This window comes from Nocardia amamiensis NBRC 102102, from assembly GCF_001612745.1.
Lineage (GTDB): Bacteria > Actinomycetota > Actinomycetes > Mycobacteriales > Mycobacteriaceae > Nocardia > Nocardia amamiensis.
Genome location: NZ_BDBA01000005.1, coordinates 66,264 through 84,885, shown reverse-complemented (window position 1 = coordinate 84,885; position 18,622 = coordinate 66,264). Strand labels below are relative to the sequence as shown.

The window sequence follows — 18,622 nt, the reverse complement described above, 5'->3', positions numbered from 1 at the left end:
CCACCGCCGCTGCCCTGATCCGATACGGTTCTCTGCGCAACGATCCCGCATGTTCGCTCCGGTCGAGAGGCGAAGTCTGTTGTCAGCGAAGCTGTTCTGGCGGTCGATATCGGTACTGGCGGTCTCCACGCTGCTGGCTGTGCCCGCGTACAGCCATGCGGAGCCGGTTGACGAAGCACACCCCGCCGGGTTGGACCGGTTCTATCAGCAGCGGCTCGAGTGGAAGCCCTGCGGGATCGAGAACCTGGACAAGGCGGGTGGCGAGTGCGCGGATGTGCTGGTGCCACTCGACTACAGCAAACCCGAGGATCGCACGATGACCGTGGCGATCTCACGGGTCAAGGCTGTGGACGCGGCGCGGCGCCGGGGCATTCTGCTGTCCAATCCGGGCGGTCCAGGCGGGCAGGGCCTGGACAGTGTGGATCTGCTCGGTGACGTGTTGTCACCGGAGGTGCTGGCGAGCCACGACCTGATCGGCATGGACCCACGCGGAGTCGGCGCGTCCGGCCGTAGTCCGCGGTGCGGATGGCCGGTCGGCGAGATGGTGCGATCCGCCGGGCTGGATGTGCTGGGATTCGTCCACGACACGGTGCAGTCGGCGGGCATGGCCGCGTCCTGCCTGATTCGTGATCCGATCACGATGCGGCAGTTCACCACGCGCAACACCGCGCGGGATATCGATGTCGTCCGCGCGGCGCTCGGCGAGCGAACGATCAACTTCTACGGCTTGTCCTACGGCACCTATCTCGGTGCGGTGCTCACCCAGATGTTCCCCGAGCGCATTGATCGAATCGTGCTCGACAGCGCGATCGATCCGGACCGGTATTGGACGGGCCTGGTGCAGGATTGGGGTCCAGCCGACGAGATCGCGCTGGACGACTGGGCCGGGTGGGCAGCTGCCCGGGATGGCGAGTTCCGGCTCGGTGCGACGCCGCAGCAGGTCCGTGCCACGATCGAGAACCTTGTCCGGGTCGCCGCGCGTCAGCCGATCGTCATCGACGGATTCGCGATCAACGATCACTGGCTGCCGTTCATCTTGCACGCCCTGCTGACCAATTTCCGGCTGAACGAGCCGCTGGCGGCCACCGTGCGGGAGCTCGCCGACGCCGCGGGCGGTCCGCCGACGACATCCCGCACGCCCCGGCTGCGCGCGATCGTGCAGGCGCTGCGCGACGAGGAGAACTCGACGCTGGCGCAGATCGCCTGCGGCGATGTCGGCGCACCGATCGATCCGACCTGGTACTGGCGCAATATCGAAGAGACCCGCGCCACACAACCGGTGTTCGGCGCACTGGCCGGCAATATCCAGCCATGTGCCTTCTGGCCGCGGCCCGTCGAACCTCCCACCCTCGTCCGGAACCCGGTTCCCGCACTCATCGTGCAGGCGAGCGGAGACCCGCGGACACCCTATGCCCACGGCGTCCGGCTGCATCAGTATCTCTCCGAGTCACGGATGGTCACATTGCAGGACGTCCGCATCCACATGACTTTCCGGCCCGATCTCAGCAGCTGTGTGAACAGTGCGATCAACGCCTACTTCGGCGCGGGCACACTCCCGGACACCGACATCACCTGCTACGCGAATCCGTCCGCCCTCTAGCCCGGCACCGCTGACCCGGCGATGAGCGCGGGTCAGCGGTGGTCGTGGCGCTGCGCGGTGGCGATCACGCTGCGACGGTCACGGGCTCGTCGGCGAACTGCGTCCGGTACAACTCCGCGTAGCGGCCGTCGGCGGCCAGCAGCTGGGTGTGCGTGCCGCGCTCCACGATTCGCCCGTCCTCCAGCACCAGGATCTGGTCGGCGGCGCGGATCGTGGACAGGCGGTGTGCGATCACCAATGCGGTCCTGCCATCCAGTGCTTCGGAAAGCGCCTCCTGCACAGCGGCTTCCGAGGTCGAGTCCAGCGACGCCGTCGCCTCGTCCAGGATGACGACACGGGGCTGCTTCAGCAGCAGACGGGCTATGGTCAGACGCTGGCGCTCACCGCCGGACAGGCGGTAGCCGCGCTCGCCGACCACGGTGTCCAGCCCGTCCGGCAGCGAATCGACGAGACTGCGCAATCGTGCTCGCTGCAAGGCATCCCACAGCTCGTCCTCGGTGGCCTCCGGCCGAGCCAGCAGTAGATTCGCGCGGATCGACGTGTGGAAAAGATGCCCATCCTGGGTGACGAGTCCTACCGTTTCGCGCAGGGATCGGGTGGTCAGATCGCGCACGTCGGTGCCGTTCAGCCGCACCGCGCCGCCGTCCACGTCGTAAAGCCGGGAAACGAGTTGAGCCACGGTGGACTTCCCGGCACCGGAGGAGCCGACCAGTGCGACGAGCTGTCCGGGTTCGGCGCGGAACGACACGTTGTGCAGGACCTCGACTCCGCCGCGGGTGTCCAGCGTCGCAACGTCCTCGAGCGAGGCGAGTGACACCTTGTCCGCCGACGGGTAACTGAAGGTGACGTTGTCCAGTTCTACCGCGACCGGCCCCGCAGGTACCTCGACCGCGCCGGGGGCTTCCTCGATCAGCGGTTTCAGGTCGAGCACTTCGAAGACCCGCTCGAAGCTCACCAGCGCGGCCATGATTTCCATGCGGGCGCTGGCCAGCGCGGTCAGCGGCGTGTAGAGCCTGGTGAGCAGCAGCGACAGGGCGACAACGGCGCCTGCGTCGAGCTGCCCACGCAGTGCGTACCAGCCGCCGAGCCCGTAGACCAGGGCGATCGCCAGTGCCGACACCAACGTGAGCGAGGTGACGAACGCGGTTTGCAGCATCGCGGTGCGCACCCCGATGTCCCGCACGCGGCGGGCGCGCAGCGCGAATTCGTCGGACTCCTGTTCGGGACGGCCGAACAGCTTGACCAGCGTCGCGCCGGGCGCCGAGAAGCGCTCGGTCATTTGGGTGCTCATGGCTGCATTGAGGCCCGCCGCCTCCCGTTGCATTGTCGCGAGTCGATTGCCCATGCGCCGCGCCGGGAGGACGAACACGGGCAGGAGTACCAGCGCGAGCAACGTGATTTGCCACGAGATGCTGACCATGACGCCGAGCGTGAGCGCGAGGGTCACCAGATTTGTCACGACGCCGGAGAGAGTGTCGCTGAACGCGCGCTGCGCCCCGATGACATCGCTGTTCAATCGGCTGACCAGCGCGCCGGTGCGGGTCCGGGTGAAGAATGCGACGGGCATCTTCTGCACATGGTCGAACACGGCGGTGCGCAGGTCGAGGATCAACCCCTCACCAATGCGGGAGGACAACCACCGGATGATCACCCCGAGCGCAGCATCGACTACGGCGAGACTGCCGATCACTATTGCGAGGATGACAACGACCTTCGGTGCGGCCCCGCCGACGATGCCGTTGACTACCCGTCCAGCTAGGACGGGCGTGGCCACCGCCAGCAGTGCCGATATCACGCTGAACAGCAGGAATGCGCCTATCCGGCGTCGGTGCGGTGCGGCGAACCGCAGGATTCGCGTGGCCGTGGCCAGGCTGAATGGCCGCTCCTCCTGCGGCGCATTCGCCCGCCGATACATCTGGCTCCACGCCACGGACTCGATACTCACGTTCCTGCTCCCTCTCGCTCCCCACCCATCGAACACCTGGTCACCGACACTAGGACCTCAACAAAGGTTGAGAACAAGTCGATTCCAGTCCCAACCCGATTCCGCCAACGGCGAACGTCTACCAAGCAGGGCGGTGTCACCGGTGCCGCTCCAGAACTACCGCGATCTGCGCACATGGGTTGCGCCGTCAGGGAGATGTGCCCCGGCCCGGCTCGCGTCCGAGTGACCGTCGCGCAAGTGACGAAGTCACAAGCGGCGGTCGCTCGGACGCGAGCCACAAGGGGGCCGCGAACACGCAGCGCCGCAGGCGCTGCAAAAACAGCAGAGCCTAGGCTGGCGAGGTGACCGACAACCGGATGGCGGCACTGCGCGGTGCGATCGGGGGTGAGGTCGACACCTCCGAGCGCCGTCGCGCGGAGTACTCCTCGGACGCGTCGAACTACCGGGTTCGCCCGGCCGCGGTCGTCTTCCCGCGCACCGACGAGGACGTTGCGGCCACCCTGGGGTTCGCGCGTGAGCACGGCCTTCCGGTAACCGCGCGCGGCGGTGGAACATCGGTGGCGGGCAACGCGATCGGCCCCGGGCTGGTGCTCGATTTCAGCAGGCATATGAACCGGATCGGGGTGATCGATCCGGACGTGCGCGTCGTCACGGTGCAGCCGGGAGTGGTGCTGTCGGACCTGCAGCGCGCCGCTCGTCCGCACGGGCTGCGCTTCGGGCCCGATCCCTCGACGCAGAGTCGCTGCACGCTCGGCGGCATGATCGGCAACAACGCCTGCGGGCCGCGGGCCGTCGCCTGGGGCCGGACCGCCGATACCGTGCGCGAAGTGCGCATCCTGGACGGCACCGGCATCGAACGCACGCTGGCAGCGGATTTGTCCGCGGTCCCGGGCCTACCGGAGTTCACCAGGGCGCATCTGGCGGTACTGCGCACCGATCTCGGGCGCTTCGATCGGCAGGCGTCCGGTTACGGCTTGGAGCATCTGCTACCCGAGCGCGGTGCGTCGGCTGCCAAGGCGTTCGTCGGTAGCGAGGGCACCTGCGGCCTGTTGCTGGACGCCACGGTCGAGCTGGTCGCGCTGCCAGCGGCGACCGCGCTCACGGTGCTCGGTTACCCCGACATCGCCACCGCGGCCGATGACGTGGCCGCGGTGATGGCTTGCGCGCCTATCGCGGTCGAAGGCATCGACGCGCGGCTGGTCGATGTGGTCCGCGCGCACCGGGGGTTCGTCCCGGACCTGCCGAGGGGTGGCGGATGGCTGTTCGTGGAGACCGCCGGTGCGACGGCGGCCGACGCGGCGGCCGTCGCACAGCGGTTGTGCCGGACGGCGGGAGCGGTCGACAGCAGAATCGTCACCGATCCCGGTACCGCCGCCGCACTCTGGCAGATTCGTGCCGACGGCGCGGGGCTGGCCGGTCGCACACCGGACGGCCGCCCGGCGTGGCCCGGCTGGGAGGACGCGGCCGTCCCACCCGAGCGGCTCGGCGCCTACCTGCGCGATTTCGCCGCGCTGACCCGCGACCACGGCGTGGACGGGTTGCTCTACGGGCACATCGGCGACGGCTGCATCCACGTCCGGCTCGATCTCCCGATCGTCGACGCGCCGAGGCGGTTTCGCGCTTTCCTGTTCGACGCGGCGGAGCTGGTCGTCCGGCATGGCGGCTCGCTCTCCGGCGAGCACGGCGACGGCCGGGCGCGCTCGGAGCTGCTCTCGGTGATGTACTCTCCTGCGGCACTCGACGTCTTCGCCGGATACAAGGCGCTGTTCGACCCCGGCGACCTGCTGAATCCCGGTGTGCTCGTCGCGCCGCGTCCGGTCGACGCCGATCTGCGACTAGCCGGGCTCCCCCCGGTCCGGATGTCGAACGGTTACGCGTTCCCGCGCGACGACGACGATATCGGCGTGGCGGTCCATCGTTGCGTCGGCGTCGGCAAGTGCCGCGCCGACGGCGGTTTCATGTGCCCGTCCTTTCAGGCCACCCGGGATGAGAAGGACAGCACGCGTGGGCGGGCACGGGTCCTGCAGGAAGTGGTGCGCGGCGCGCTGCCCTGGTCATCGGAGGCCGTCGCCGAGTCGCTCGATCTGTGCCTGTCGTGCCGGGCGTGCCGGTCGGACTGCCCGGCGGGGGTGGACATGGCCACCTACAAGTCGGAGACGCTGTACCGCCGGTACCGTCGCAGGCCGCGTCCGATCGATCACTACTCGCTGGGCTGGCTACCTCGGTGGCTGACCGTCGCGACTCGGATGCCGCGCGTGGTCAACGCGGTGGTTGGTCGCGCCACGCTGCGTCGGATGGGTTTGCGGGCAGCGGGAATCGACCCGCGCCGTACCGTTCCGCGGTTGGCGGAGCGCACTTTCCGCCGGATCTGGCGTGATCTGGACGAGGGTGCCTTGCTGGCCGAGTCGGCCTACGCGCCCGAGGAACCGGGCACGGTTACCGGCTCCGGCGACGTGATGCTGTGGGTCGACACCTTCACCAACGCCTTCGATCCGGAGATCGCGCTGGCCGCGGCGCGGCTGCTCACCGCTCTGGGCTACCGGGTCCGGATCCCCGAGCGCGGCGTCTGCTGTGGGCTCACCTGGATCAGCACGGGGCAGCTCGACGGCGCGCGCGCACGGCTGCGGGCCACCGTGGCCGCCCTGGCGGAACACGTCGCCGCGGGCGGCATTGTCGTCGGACTTGAACCGTCCTGCACCGCGGTCTTGCGTGCCGACCTGCCGGAACTGTTGCCCGACGATCCCCGGTCGGCCGCAATCGCCGCTGCGGTGCGCACCCTCGCCGAATTTCTGGCCGAGCAGCCGAGCTGGAGGCCGCCGGCCCGGACAGGGCAATCGGTGGTGGTCCAGCCGCATTGTCATCAGCATGCGATTCTCGGCTTCGAGGCCGATCGCCAGCTATTAACCAGCATGGGCGTGCTGATAACGGAAATCACCGGATGCTGCGGTCTCGCCGGAAACTTCGGCATGCAGGCCGGCCACTACGATATTTCGGTCGCGGTGGCCGAGCACGGCATGCTTCCCGCGCTGCGCGCCGCCGGCGAGAACGCGGTGATCCTCGCCGACGGCTTCTCCTGTCGTACCCAGGCCACTGCCCTGGCCGGACGACGCGGCCGGCATCTCGCGCAATTTCTCTTGGGGCAGTGAATCGGCTCAGCTGCCGAACGGCAGGGTGCCGGGCGGAATCTGGTAACCCGAGCTACCTGCGGAAACATTGCCCCAGGCGTTGAGCAACCAGTTGAGCACGTTGGTGATCATCGAAACCTCCGTCATGGCGACTGCCAGCTATTTGCCGATTGAAATCAGTATCGCCCGGCTATCGGCGTCGTTACACGCCAGGCAGACCCCGACGCGCGCACCGCACCGGGGCAGAATGATGTCGTGCGCATTGCGATGGCCGAGCCGGGAGCGTACCGGACCGTGACGGCGGAGCGGCCGATCGATCTGGCGAGCACCCTCGCTCCCCTCGGCCGCGGCGGCGGCGACCCATGTCACCGGGTGACGGGTGACGGCGCGCACTGGCACGCCTCCCGCCTACCGACCGGGCCGGTCACCTACCGATTGACCCAGTCTGGTCCGCGCGCGGTGCAGGCCCGCGCCTGGGGGCCCGGCGCGGCGGAGTTCCTGGACGGTCTCGAGTACATGCTGTGCTTGGACGAGGACGTCTCGGCCTTCGCCCCGGATCATCCGAAGCTCGTCGACGCGCACCGTCGTTTCCCTGGGCTGCGCATGCTGCGTACGGGTTTGGTGTTCGAGGCCTTGGTACCCGCGGTGCTGGAACAGAAAGTGCACAGCATCTCAGCGCGTGCGTCGTGGCGAAAACTCGTGCGGCAGTTCGGCGAACCCGCACCCGGCCCCGCGCCCGAGGGAATGCGGCTGCCACCGGACGCCGATGCCTGGCGGCGGATTCCGTCCTGGACCTACCACCGGGCAAACGTCGGCCCGCAGCGGGCGCAGACCATCGTGCGCGCGGCCAGGGTGGCCGACTCGCTCGAGCGTGCGGCGCGGGTCGATCCGGCCGAGGCGGCGCGCATGCTGCGCAGCGTTCCCGGCATCGGGGTGTGGACCGCCGCCGAGATCGCGCAGCGGGCTTTCGGCGACGCGGACGCGCTGTCGGTCGGCGACTACAACCTGGCCGCCACGGTCGGTTGGACCCTGCTCGGCCGCCCGATCGACGACGACGCGATGGTGGAATACCTGGAACCGCTACGCCCGCACCGCTACCGGGCGATCCGCCTGCTGGAGATCAGCGGCCACTTTCACAAACCGAAGTTCGGTCCCCGCACTCCCCTCACCGACCACACCTGGCACTGAGCCAGGTCTTTTGTATACCGGCGTTCTTCATTTTCCCCAGTTTTGCCCATTCTTTATCGGTTCCTCCCACGCTGTACCACGGACACTTGAGTGACCCGCGCCACGTTTGAAACCACCACCGTAATCCCCGCACCGGTGCATCGTCCGGAGCTGCCGTCAGGGTTCGGTATGGCCGGCGCTCATTGTCGAACCACACAGCAGCAGGGGGTTGTTCAGTGGATCAGATGCCACTCGGGGATACACCGCGCTCCAGATGCCAGTTCTATCGGCGGGAGTGTGATCTGCCCGCCGTCGTCGACCCTCCCGAACTCGGCCGGATCGTGATGCGCGCCGGATCGGTGTGGGCGTTGACGATGCCGAGCAGCTTGGGGCAAGCGGTCAAGGCGCATATGCAGAGTATGAGCGTCCCACTCGGTCCGATCCTCGCGCATCCGCGCTCGAACCGGTGGACGTTCCTGATCACGCCGGACCTGCCCGAAAGCGATACACGGCTGTTCGCCGAGCTGTTCCGGCTGGATGTGTCGGTCGCTCGCACCGGATCGACGATCGCGTTGCCGTCTCCGACGGCGGCCGTGGGCTCGATCCGCCGCTGGATCGTCCCGCCGCGCAACCATTTTCGCCCGTCCGGTCAGGTAGTGGTCGCAGCCATCCGTGCTTGGGCCGACCCGGCGCGGCACCGCCGGTGAAGGCACCCGCCGGGTGTGCGACCGGGGATCGCTTCGCGGTCGGAGTCATCGTGCCCGGCGATCTGCTCGGTTGTACACCGGACAGTGCCGGCGGCGGCGGTACGATCTCGCACGGCGACGCAGACGGCTAGCGAGGGGACATCATGAGTATCCAAGGCAACGCGAACATCGACCTGACCGGCGCCGTATGGCGAAAGGCCGGGGAAGGCTCGGGCAACGACAGCGTGGAGGTCGCTCTGCTCGCGGATGGGCATGTGGGTTTACGCAACGGGAAGGAGCCCGACGGGCCGGTGCTGGTCTTCACGCCGGGGGAATGGGCCGCTTTCACCGCTGGTGTGCACGACGGTGAGTTCGATCGCCCGAAGTAATAGCGGTGCGGCCCGGCGGCGACCGAAGAGCTGCCTGAAGTGATCGAATCTGCACTTGAAGATCACGAAATGACACAGATTCGACAACGAAACCACGTTTGTCCGGGTTGATTCCGGGTAGCCCTAAGTTCGTGGACCGTGGGCTCAAGAGTTCCCATCCCCGGTACAAGAAACTGCGGCCGGGCGATTGGGTGGAATGGCTGATCGTCGCGTTGCTGTTCGCGGTGTCGGCGATCGGTGTTTTCATCCTCACCAGCTCGGTCCTGACGGCGTTGCTCGTCGGCGTGCTGGTCTGGATTGTGGCCCTCGGTGTAGTGGCAATGCTATAGGGTGCGCCGACCGGCCGGGGTTGTCCCCGGCCGGTCGTCCGCGGCGTATCAACGACGAAACAGCTTGTTGCCCAACCAGACCAGCGGATCGTACTTCCGGTCGGCAACCCGCTCCTTCAGCGGGATCAACGCGTTGTCGGTGATCTTGATGTGCTCCGGGCAGACCTCGGTGCAGCACTTGGTGATATTGCACAGGCCGAGCCCCTGCTCGTCCTGCGCCAAGTCACTGCGGTCGGCGACATCCAGCGGATGCATCTCCAACTCGGCGATCCGCATCAGGAAACGCGGTCCGGCGAACGACTTCTTGTTCTCCTCGTGGTCGCGCACCACGTGACAGGTGTTCTGGCACAGAAAGCACTCGATGCACTTGCGGAACTCCTGCGAACGTTCCACGTCGACCTGCTGCATCCGGTAATCGCCCGGCTTCAGGTCCGCGGGCGGCGTGAACGACGGGATCTCCCTGGCCTTCTCATAGTTGAAGGACACATCGGTCACCAAGTCCTTGATCACGGGGAACGTGCGCATCGGCGTCACCGTGATCACCTCGTTCTCGGCGAAGGTGGACATCCGCGTCATACACAGCAGGCGCGGACGCCCGTTCACCTCCGCCGAACAGGAACCGCACTTGCCTGCCTTGCAGTTCCAGCGCACGGCCAGGTCGGGCGCCTGCGTGGCCTGCAACCGATGGATGATGTCCAGCACCACCTCGCCCTCGTTCACCAGCACGGTGTAGTCGTGCAGTTCTCCACCGTCGAGATCGCCGCGCCATACGCGGAATTTGGCGTCGTAACCCATCGTTACGCCTCTCGCTCCGTCGAATTCCCGGCAGCGGCCGGGTGCCCGGCGAGTTCCGCCGGGGTGTAGTACTTCTCGAGCTCGCCGAGATCGAAAAGGGCGAGCAGATCCGGACGCATCGGAACCTGATCCTTACGCGTCACTGTGACGCCGGGAATCGCGTCGCCTGCCGTGCTGGGATCCACCGCGCAGACCAACAGCCTGTTGCGCCAGTCCGGATCCATCGACGGGTGATCGTCCCGGGTGTGCCCGCCGCGGCTCTCGGTGCGCAGCAGCGCGGCATGTGCCACGCATTCACTGACCAGCAGCATGTTCTGCATATCCAGCGCGAGATGCCAGCCCGGGTTGAACTGACGGTGCCCCTCCACGGTGACGTGCCGGAATCGATCGCGCAGCTCGGCGAGCTTCTCGATCGCCTCGCGCACCTCGTGTTCCTTGCGGATGATGCCGACCAGGTCGTTCATCGACTGTTGCAGATCGGTGTGCAAGGTGTAGGGGTTCTCGCCGTTGCCGTCTGTGGCGGGATCGAAGGGCGCCAAGGCGGCCTTCGCGGCCTTCGAGACATCGTTCTCGGAGACCGACGGCCGATCGGCGAGGCCCTCCACGTAAGAGGCGGCGCCGAGCCCGGCCCGGCGGCCGAATACCAGCAGGTCCGACAGTGAGTTCCCGCCGAGCCGATTCGAGCCGTGCATTCCGCCGGAACACTCGCCCGCGGCGAACAGGCCGGGCACCGTGGCCGCGCCGGTGTCCGGATCGACCTCGACACCGCCCATCACGTAGTGACAGGTCGGCCCGACCTCCATCGGCTCCTTGGTGATGTCGACGTCCGCGAGCTCTTTGAACTGGTGGTGCATCGACGGCAGCCGCCGCACGATCTCCTCGGCGGGCATCCGGGACGCGATATCGAGGTAGACGCCGCCGTGTTCGGTGCCGCGGCCCGCCTTGACCTCCTCGTTGATCGCGCGCGCGACCTCGTCACGCGGCAGCAGATCCGGGGTGCGGCGCGCGGAATCGTTGTCGCGCAACCACTGATCGGCCTCCTCCTCGGTCTCGGCGTACTGACCCTTGAAGACCGGCGGAATGTAGTCGAACATGAACCGCTTGCCCTCGGTGTTCTTCAACACCCCGCCGTCACCGCGCACGCCCTCGGTGACCAGGATGCCCTTCACGCTGGGTGGCCAGACCATGCCGGTCGGGTGGAATTGCAAGAACTCCATGTTGATCAGCGTGGCTCCGGCGCGCAGCGCGAGCGCGTGCCCGTCGCCGGTGTACTCCCAGGAGTTCGAGGTCACCTTGTACGACTTGCCGATGCCACCGGTCGCCAGGACTACCGCCGGTGTCTCGAACAAGATGAAGCGGCCGGATTCGCGCCAGTAGCCGAACGCGCCGGAAATCCGGTCGCCGTCCTTGAGCAATTCGGTGATGGTGCACTCGGCGAACACCTTGATCCGGGACTCGTAGTCGCCGGTCGCCGCGAAATCCTCCTGTTGCAGCGCGACGATCTTCTGCTGCATGGTGCGGATGATCTCGAGGCCGGTACGGTCGCCGACGTGGGCGAGCCGGGGGTAGGTGTGGCCGCCGAAATTGCGCTGGCTGATCCGGCCATCGGCGGTCCGATCGAACAGGGCCCCATAGGATTCCAGTTCCCACACCCGCTCGGGTGCCTCCTGGGCATGCAGTTCGGCCATGCGCCAGTTGTTCAGGAACTTGCCGCCCCGCATCGTGTCCCTGAAATGGACCTGCCAGTTGTCTTTTTCATTCGCGTTGCCCATCGAGGCGGCGCAGCCGCCCTCGGCCATCACGGTGTGCGCCTTACCGAACAGCGACTTGCACACCACCGCGACGGACAGCCCGTGCTCCCTGGCCTCGATCACCGCACGCAGTCCGGCGCCGCCCGCTCCGATCACGACGACGTCGTAGTTGTGCCGTTCCACTTCTGCCATGCAGAGAACTCCTCAGTGAGGCGGTCAGTCGATGAACCGCAGGTCCGAAATCGTGTTGCTGGCAACCAACATGACGTAGAAGTCGGTCAGCACGAGCGTGCCGAGAGTGGTCCAGGCCAGCGCCATGTGCCGGGTGTTGAGCTTGGAGACCTGGGTCCAGAACCAGTAGCGCACCGGGTGCGCGGAGAAGTGTTTGAGCCGTCCGCCCGCGATGTGCCTGCACGAGTGGCAGGAGAGGGTATAGGCCCAGAGCAAGATCACGTTGCCCAGCAGCACGATATTGCCGAGGCCGAAACCGAAGCCGCCGGTCTTGCCGTGGAACGCGACGATGGCGTCGTAGGTGTTGATCACCGAAACCACCACGGCCACATAGAAGAAGTAGCGGTGGGCGTTCTGGATGATCAGCGGCATCCTGGTCTCGCCGGTGTACTTGGCGTGCGGCTCGGCCACGGCGCAGGCGGGAGGAGAGAACCACACCGAGCGGTAGTAGGCCTTGCGGTAGTAGTAGCAGGTCAGCCGGAAGCCGAGCAGGAAAGGCAGTGCCACGAACCCGAGTGGCAGGATCGCGGGCAGCTCGCCGAACGGGGTGCCGAAATGGCTCGAACCCTCGACGCACGAAGTGCTCAGGCACGGCGAGTAGAACGGGGTCAGGTAGTGATAGTCCGGAACCCAATATGCCGTGCGCACATACGATCTGATTCCCGCGTAGAGGACGAATGCGGCCAGTCCGAGCACCGTGAACAGTGGCGGGATCCACCATCGGTCGGTGCGTAGCGTGCGTTCGGAGATCCTGGCTCTTGTTCTGTTGAAGACGCCGGTGCCCGTGTCCGGGGCGGCGGTGGGTGCGGCATTCACTGGGATGCCTCGCTGATCTTGTGTGCGGGTGGCCATCGTTACCTCCGCAATCGAATGTGATGCTGAGCACCATACGACACCCCCGCTATGGCATGGCCAGGGTCCCGGCAATACGAGCCGGGCGAGATGCTAGTGATTTGCGCCACATCTACGGCGGAATCGGCTCGTGGCCGCATGCGGTGAATGGGCCGCAAACAGGTCGAACTCGACTGAGCCGGAACGGGTTCAGCGCACGCGCGCGGCACGGAATCCCGCTCGGATGGCGGTACCTGAGGTGTGTTCCGGGGGCAGCGAGCCGGACGTGGACTTGTGCGGAGATCGGCCCGCCGGTCTGTCCATATGGTGTCAGACCTGGACCAGCTCATGTGCTCGCAGACCGAGCGAGATGCTTGGTAGCTAGTTGCCCCGGTCGGCTCCGCGACAGGGCGGTCTCTATACGGGTGGTCTTCCCGGCGGCGGCTCGCCGATCCGATCCGGATCGGATCGGCGCCACGACCCGCACCGAAGGCGGGTGGGCAACCACTCGGGAACCGGGCCGGCGCCGCGCACAGCGCCCAGGCATACCGATCCGTCACGCACGCCGAGTCGCGGACCCACTGCGGTTATCTCTGGGCCCGCGAAATCGGTGCCGGCGTCCTATGTGGTCCGCGGACGGGAGTGGAAGCCGAGCCCCTCGTCCTGCGCGCCCATCCAGGCGGCCTCGTCGGACTTGCTGTCCGGAACGTAGATGACGTCCTGCGGCCGGCGCCGTACCTCGGGAGGCGGTGACTGCTCGAGTTCGTCGGCGTCGATGACCAGGCGCTCGAGGTCGTTCTCCAACCGGCGCACGGCGCTCGCGTCGCCGTACTGGTCGCGCAGTACGCCGATGGATTGCCGGAGCTGGCCGACCGCGTAGCGTAGTTCCGCAAATTCGCTGCGTGTCATCGATACCTCCTGTATTCCCTGGCGGACATGCGAACTCGGTAGTCAGTGCACGGTTTGCCCGTCTGCCTCGGACCGCACGACACCGAGTTGTGTGAGCCACCACACAACGTGATCTACAACACAGTACCGAAAGAATCGGGATCTGGCTCGTACCTGGCCGGAAATCGGCGATTGCCCACCGGTTGCCTGACGGTCAGCCAGCGGCGGCGTAGTCGGCTGTCGTCCGCGTCGTGGCGAAGGTGCGTTCGACCAGGCCGACGATGGACAGCGCCACCTCTTCGGCCCGCTCCAGCATGACGCTGTGTCCGGCCCCTTCCAGGCGCACCAGCTCGGAACCGGCCAGCTGGGACGCCAGCGCCACCGAATGGGCGAACGGGACGAGGATGTCCGCCGAGCCCGCGAGCACCAGTGCGGGGATGGTGCCGAGCCGGTGCAGGGTCGCCGTCTCGTCGAAGGTGATCAACGAGTGCAGGAAGCTGCACATGGTCAGTAGCGGGGTGTCGTTCAGCATGGCCGTGGCCAGCGCGGCCATCCGCGGGTTCACCTTCCCGGTGCCGAAGTTGGCCTCGCGCAGGATGGGCGCGACCAGGCGGCGGGTCAGCCGCTTGGAGGTCTGCAGCACGCGCGGTGCGCGGGTGACGGCGGCCTGCAGCGAGCTCACCGCGCGCCGGTTCAGGAAGCGGGCCAGCCCGGCTTCGGTGATGCCGTTGGACGCGCCCGCCAGCAGTCCGACGCCGGCGATCCGCGTGCCGATGGTTTCCGGGTAGAGCCTGGCATAGGCGAGCACGACCATCGCGCCCATCGAGTGGCCGACCAGGATCACCGGACCGGTCGGGGCGATCGTCCGCAGCACGGTGTCCAAGTCGTGCCCCAGCTGGTCGATGGTGTAGGTCGACGGATGTCCCGCGCCGGATTCACCGTGGCCGCGGTGGTCGTAGAACACCATCCTGGTGTCGTTCCGCCATTGCCGCAGCAGTTGGTCGCGCAGGTAGGACCAGGATTCGCTGCGCAGGCAGTGGCCGTGCACGAAGACCACGGTCGCGGGGGCGTCGTCGGCGCCGAAGACGCGCACCGCGAGAGGGACACCGTCTGCGGCCGCCACCGTGACGCGGTGGCCGTCGTAATCCGCGGCTCGGCGGGCGATGGTCGTGGACATGGCACCCTCCTGTGGGCGAGAAGCCTCGTCTGCGCTTCTTGTCCAGTTTTCGGTGGGATTTTCCGCGTCGTTAACGCCCCATACCTGCCGTTATGGACACGTTGCCCAACCGAGGCTGCCGATCGATCCCGTGGTCGCGGCCGCGCTCGCCAGAAAAATATACGAAAAAATTGGGCGGACGCTAGATTTCGGTAGATACCCCGATCGTTCGCCGATCGGAGAATCTGCGGGTTTCTACGGATAATCCGATACTGCCGAATAGTGCCTGAGTGACGGCGCCGTCACGGTCGGTCCCCGCGCTACCGACCGTGACGGCGGTCTACCGCGCGATCACGCCTCCGCGTTGCTGCGGGTCGAGGACAGGAACGGGCGCAACAGGTTCGCCTCGGTCGACGGACCCATCTGCCACTCCGCGATCCACGGCCCGGTTCCCTCGCTCGGATCGAGCACGCCCTCCTCCAGCCACTGGTAGCGGCCGTCGAGCACGCCGCGGGTGAGGGTGCGATCGTCGTCGTCGGTGTTCTCCCACAGCTCGTCGAACAGCTTGCGCACGCGCAGCCGCGACTGCCTGCAGAAGGTGTCCGCCAGCTCTTCGGCGGCCTTGGCCTCCGGCGCGCCCGCGGTGCGCAGCGCCTGGGCACGAACACAAGCCGCGGACATGGCGAACAGCTCCGCGCCGATGTCGACGATCCGGCCGAGGAAGTTCTGTCGGTATTCCAGGCCGGCCTGCCAGCGGCCCATCGCGTACATCAGCGACCTGGCCTGCTTGCGCGCACTGCGTTCGACGAACCGCAGATGACGCGCCAGCACACCGAATTCGGTGTAGGCGGCCGGTACCGTGCCCGCTCCGACGGCCAGCTGCGGGAACCACTTCGCATAGAAGCCGGTCGCGCCGACCGCTGCCTTCGCCTTCTCCTTGAACTCGGCCTTGCGGTCCACCAGAGCGCCGGCGGCCGCCATGTGCGCATCGGCCATCTCCCGAGCGATCAGCAGCCGCATGATCTCGCTGGAGCCTTCGAAGATGCGGTTGATCCGCAGATCGCGCACCAACTGCTCGGCGGGGACCGCGCGCTCCCCCCTCGCGGCGAGCGAGGCCGCCGTCTCGTAACCGCGGCCGCCGCGGATCTGCACGAGTTCGTCGGCGATCTGACAGCTCATCTCGCTTGCCCACAGCTTGGCCAGCGCCGCCTCGATCCGGATGTCGTTGCGCGCCTCGTCGCACATGGTGGCCGACAGATCCAGCGACGCCTCCAGCGCGAAGGTAGTGGCCGCGATGAACGAGATCTTCTGGCCGACCGCCGCGTGCTCGCCGACCGGCCTGCCCCACTGCACCCGCTGTGCGCTCCACTCCCGCGCGATCTTCAGCGACCACTTCGCGGCGGCGGTGCACATCGCGGGGATGGCGAGCCTGCCCGCGTTGAGCGTGGTGAGCGCGATCTTGAGGCCGTCGCCCTCGCGGCCGATCAGGTTGCGCTTGGGCACAACGACGTCGTGCATCCTGGTCAGGCCGTTCTCGATGCCGCGCAGACCCATGAACGCGTTGCGCCGCTCCACGGTGATGCCCGGCGAGTCCGCTTCCACGACGAACGCCGAGATGCCGCCGCGATGCCCCTCGCTCTTGGGCACCCGCGCCATCACCACCAGCAGCTCGGCGACGACGCCGTTGGTGGTCCACAGCTTGACGCCGTTCAGGATGTAGGCCTCGCCGTCCTCGGTCGGCGTCGCGGTGCTGGCCATCCGGGCCGGATCGGAGCCGACGTCGGGCTCGGTGAGCAGGAACGCGCTGACCGCACCTGCCGCGCAGCGGGGCAGGAACTCCGCCTTCTGCTCGGCGGTGCCCGCCAGCTTCAGCGGTTCGGGCACGCCGATGGACTGGTGTGCCGAGAGCAGGACGCCGAGGCTCGGGTGCGCCGAGCCGACCAGCATCAGTGCCTTGTTGTAGCCGACCTGGGAAAGCCCTTGGCCGCCATAGGATTCCGGTATCTTCAGGCCGAAGCAGCCGAGCTCGGCCATACCCTTGACGTACTCGTCCGGAATCCGGCCCTCGGCTTCGATCACCAATCCGTCCATGGACTCGCACAGCTTCCGCAGCCGGGACAGAAACGCCTCGCTGTGCGCGGCGTCCTCGGGGCTGGGCTGCGGGTACGGGTGGATCAGATCCAGCCGGAACCGTCCGAGAAACATCTCCTTGGCGAATGAGGGCTTGGCCCACGTGGTTTCGCGGGATTCCTCGACCAGTGCGCGGGCCTGTTCTTCGGTGGCGTCGACTTTCGCGGCTCTCGCCATGATGTCCTCCCTCGGACGTGATCAGGATCACATTCGAGTGTAGGAGACTTTGTTACCCGTCGGTAGGGCTCTTGGTGCAGAGAAATCTACAAAAATCTATTGATCGTGTAAGAGGGGCGAATACTGGGCAATCGACCCCTGTATTCACTGGCTGTCGGGTGGCGGCGATCAGACCGAGCGCAGATAGCGGCCGAAGTGCGGCACGGTGAAGCCGATCGTGCCGCGCTCGGCCGAGTAGATGAGGCCCTTCTTGATCAGCCCGTCGCGGGCGGGCGACAGCGAGGCCGGCTTGCGGCCGAGTTCGTTGGCCACCGCCGCGGTCGCCACCGGGCCGTCATCGCCCGCCAAGTCCGCCATGGCCCGCATGTACTCGCGTTCAGCGGGCGTTGCCCGCTCATAGCGAGAACCGAAGAACCCCACCGCCAACTCCTCCTCGGCGGCAGGAGAAGCGACCTCGACGTCTTCGGCCGTGATCGGGCTCTCCGGCGCCTGGTCCCAGGCGGCTTTGCCGTAAGCCTGCACGAAATAGGGGTAACCATCGGCCTTTTGGTATAGGGCATCCAGGGCACCATCGGTGAACTTCACGTTCTCGCGTTGCGCGGGCGCGATCAGCGCTTGGTCCGCGGATTCCCGGTCCAGCCGGTCGATGCGGTGATAACTGAACAGTCGCTCGGAGTAGCTCTTCGAGGCCGACAGCACCGCGGGCAAATGCGGCAGGCCCGCGCCGACCACGATCAGCGGCGCGGCGTCCTGACTCAATTCGTGGCAGGCGCCGCAGATCGCGGAGATGTCGGCGGGGCCGAGATCCTGCATCTCGTCGATGAATATCGCGATGCCGACGCCGATGTCGCCGGCCAGCGCGGCCGCCTCGATCAGCAGCTCCACCAGGTCGATCTCGATGTCGCCGGAATCGGCCCGCCCGCTCACCGCGGGCACATCGATGCCGGGTTGCCAGCGCTCCCGCATGCCTTTGTCCGCGGTGGACCGCAGGGCGAAAGCCTTGAGGATGCCGAGGAAGTCGTCCACCCGTTCCGGGTTGCGGTGCGACATGGCGATCGCGCGCGCCGCCATGTGCAGCGCCGAGGACAGCGGCCGGCGCAGTTCCTGATCCGGTCGCGCCTCGATCTTGCCGGTGCCCCAGCCGCGTGAGATCGCGGCCGAGCGAAGCTGATTGAGCAGCACCGTCTTTCCGACACCGCGCAGGCCGGTGAGCATGACGCTGCGTTCCGGGCGACCACGCGCGACGCGTTCGAGCACGATGTCGAACGCGGTGAGTTGCTTGTCGCGCCCGGCTAGTTCGGGTGGGCGCTGTCCCGCTCCGGGTGCATACGGATTCCGCACGGGGTCCATGCCCCGACACCGTAGCGCGTCAGGTCCACATAATCTGGGCACATCTACGGCGTGTCCTAGAGAGCCTTAGCG

The 18,622-nt window shown here is 67.1% G+C and carries 14 protein-coding genes; 6 read left to right on the top strand and 8 right to left on the bottom strand.

All coding sequences use genetic code 11. The features are described 5' to 3' along the window. The first annotated feature begins 79 nt into the window (after positions 1 to 79). Positions 80 to 1,600 carry an alpha/beta hydrolase gene (locus NA4_RS02285; protein ID WP_218022232.1) on the top strand — a complete coding sequence of 507 codons (1,521 nt, stop codon included), beginning with the start codon at positions 80 to 82 and terminating at the stop codon, positions 1,598 to 1,600. Positions 1,601 to 1,664: 64 nt separating this feature from the next. Here NA4_RS02285 and NA4_RS02280 read toward each other — a convergent pair whose 3' ends face one another. After that, a complete protein-coding gene (locus tag NA4_RS02280) occupies positions 1,665 to 3,545 on the bottom strand; it encodes an ABC transporter ATP-binding protein (RefSeq protein WP_067463054.1) in 1,881 nt (626 codons plus the stop codon). A gap of 356 nt (positions 3,546 to 3,901) precedes the next feature. Here NA4_RS02280 and NA4_RS02275 point away from each other — a divergent pair, with 356 nt between their 5' ends. The 5 genes from NA4_RS02275 (at position 3,902) to NA4_RS02255 (ending at position 9,241) form a co-directional block, all read left to right on the top strand. After that, a complete protein-coding gene (locus NA4_RS02275) occupies positions 3,902 to 6,691 on the top strand; it encodes an FAD-binding and (Fe-S)-binding domain-containing protein (RefSeq protein WP_067463051.1) in 2,790 nt (929 codons plus the stop codon). Between the two features lie 246 nt (positions 6,692 to 6,937). Further along, positions 6,938 to 7,858: a DNA-3-methyladenine glycosylase family protein gene (locus tag NA4_RS02270; protein ID WP_067463048.1), complete on the top strand. Its 921-nt coding sequence runs from the start codon at positions 6,938 to 6,940 to the stop codon at positions 7,856 to 7,858. Between the two features lie 224 nt (positions 7,859 to 8,082). Beyond that, on the top strand, positions 8,083 to 8,544 hold the full coding sequence (locus NA4_RS02265) for a DNA-directed RNA polymerase subunit beta (protein WP_245671043.1): 462 nt from the start codon (positions 8,083 to 8,085) through the stop codon (positions 8,542 to 8,544). A gap of 143 nt (positions 8,545 to 8,687) precedes the next feature. Continuing rightward, entirely contained in the window at positions 8,688 to 8,912 is a 225-nt protein-coding gene (locus NA4_RS02260; RefSeq protein ID WP_067463043.1) for a DUF397 domain-containing protein, read from the top strand. Between the two features lie 131 nt (positions 8,913 to 9,043). Next, positions 9,044 to 9,241 carry a hypothetical protein gene (locus NA4_RS02255; RefSeq protein WP_067463040.1) on the top strand — a complete coding sequence of 66 codons (198 nt, stop codon included), beginning with the start codon at positions 9,044 to 9,046 and terminating at the stop codon, positions 9,239 to 9,241. Positions 9,242 to 9,289: 48 nt separating this feature from the next. Here the strand turns inward: NA4_RS02255 and NA4_RS02250 are convergent, their stop codons facing one another. The 7 genes from NA4_RS02250 to NA4_RS02220 all read right to left on the bottom strand — a co-directional run bounded on the left by NA4_RS02250 (position 9,290) and on the right by NA4_RS02220 (position 18,550). Continuing rightward, a complete protein-coding gene (locus tag NA4_RS02250; RefSeq protein WP_067463037.1) occupies positions 9,290 to 10,036 on the bottom strand; it encodes a succinate dehydrogenase/fumarate reductase iron-sulfur subunit in 747 nt (248 codons plus the stop codon). A 2-nt stretch (positions 10,037 to 10,038) separates the two neighbouring features. Further along, on the bottom strand, positions 10,039 to 11,979 hold the full coding sequence (locus tag NA4_RS02245) for a fumarate reductase/succinate dehydrogenase flavoprotein subunit (RefSeq protein ID WP_067463034.1): 1,941 nt from the start codon (positions 11,977 to 11,979) through the stop codon (positions 10,039 to 10,041). Between the two features lie 24 nt (positions 11,980 to 12,003). Beyond that, entirely contained in the window at positions 12,004 to 12,870 is an 867-nt protein-coding gene (gene sdhC, locus NA4_RS02240) for a succinate dehydrogenase subunit SdhC (RefSeq protein WP_245671041.1), read from the bottom strand. Between the two features lie 600 nt (positions 12,871 to 13,470). Next, a complete protein-coding gene (locus NA4_RS02235; RefSeq protein WP_067463031.1) occupies positions 13,471 to 13,758 on the bottom strand; it encodes an Rv0250c family protein in 288 nt (95 codons plus the stop codon). 193 nt (positions 13,759 to 13,951) lie between these two features. Next, positions 13,952 to 14,914, bottom strand: a complete 963-nt coding sequence (locus tag NA4_RS02230; RefSeq protein WP_067463028.1) for an alpha/beta fold hydrolase — start codon at positions 14,912 to 14,914, stop codon at positions 13,952 to 13,954. A 330-nt stretch (positions 14,915 to 15,244) separates the two neighbouring features. Continuing rightward, complete coding sequence (locus NA4_RS02225; RefSeq protein WP_067463025.1) at positions 15,245 to 17,200, bottom strand: acyl-CoA dehydrogenase family protein; 1,956 nt, start codon at positions 17,198 to 17,200, stop codon at positions 15,245 to 15,247. 168 nt (positions 17,201 to 17,368) lie between these two features. Further along, on the bottom strand, positions 17,369 to 18,550 hold the full coding sequence (locus NA4_RS02220) for an ATP-binding protein (protein ID WP_067463022.1): 1,182 nt from the start codon (positions 18,548 to 18,550) through the stop codon (positions 17,369 to 17,371). Positions 18,551 to 18,622 lie beyond the last annotated feature (72 nt).

Bases quoted from the DNA above. Each gene is read 5' to 3' on its own strand.
- NA4_RS02275 (WP_067463051.1), top strand. From the start codon at position 3,902: ATGGCGGCACTGCGCGGTGCGATCGGGGGTGAGGTCGACACCTCCGAG.
- NA4_RS02270 (WP_067463048.1), top strand. From the start codon at position 6,938: ATGGCCGAGCCGGGAGCGTACCGGACCGTGACGGCGGAGCGGCCGATC.
- NA4_RS02265 (WP_245671043.1), top strand. From the start codon at position 8,083: ATGCCACTCGGGGATACACCGCGCTCCAGATGCCAGTTCTATCGGCGG.
- NA4_RS02260 (WP_067463043.1), top strand. From the start codon at position 8,688: ATGAGTATCCAAGGCAACGCGAACATCGACCTGACCGGCGCCGTATGG.
- NA4_RS02250 (WP_067463037.1), bottom strand. From the start codon at position 10,036: ATGGGTTACGACGCCAAATTCCGCGTATGGCGCGGCGATCTCGACGGT.
- NA4_RS02245 (WP_067463034.1), bottom strand. From the start codon at position 11,979: ATGGCAGAAGTGGAACGGCACAACTACGACGTCGTCGTGATCGGAGCG.
- sdhC (WP_245671041.1), bottom strand. From the start codon at position 12,870: ATGGCCACCCGCACACAAGATCAGCGAGGCATCCCAGTGAATGCCGCA.
- NA4_RS02235 (WP_067463031.1), bottom strand. From the start codon at position 13,758: ATGACACGCAGCGAATTTGCGGAACTACGCTACGCGGTCGGCCAGCTC.
- NA4_RS02230 (WP_067463028.1), bottom strand. From the start codon at position 14,914: ATGTCCACGACCATCGCCCGCCGAGCCGCGGATTACGACGGCCACCGC.
- NA4_RS02225 (WP_067463025.1), bottom strand. From the start codon at position 17,200: ATGGCGAGAGCCGCGAAAGTCGACGCCACCGAAGAACAGGCCCGCGCA.
- NA4_RS02220 (WP_067463022.1), bottom strand. From the start codon at position 18,550: ATGGACCCCGTGCGGAATCCGTATGCACCCGGAGCGGGACAGCGCCCA.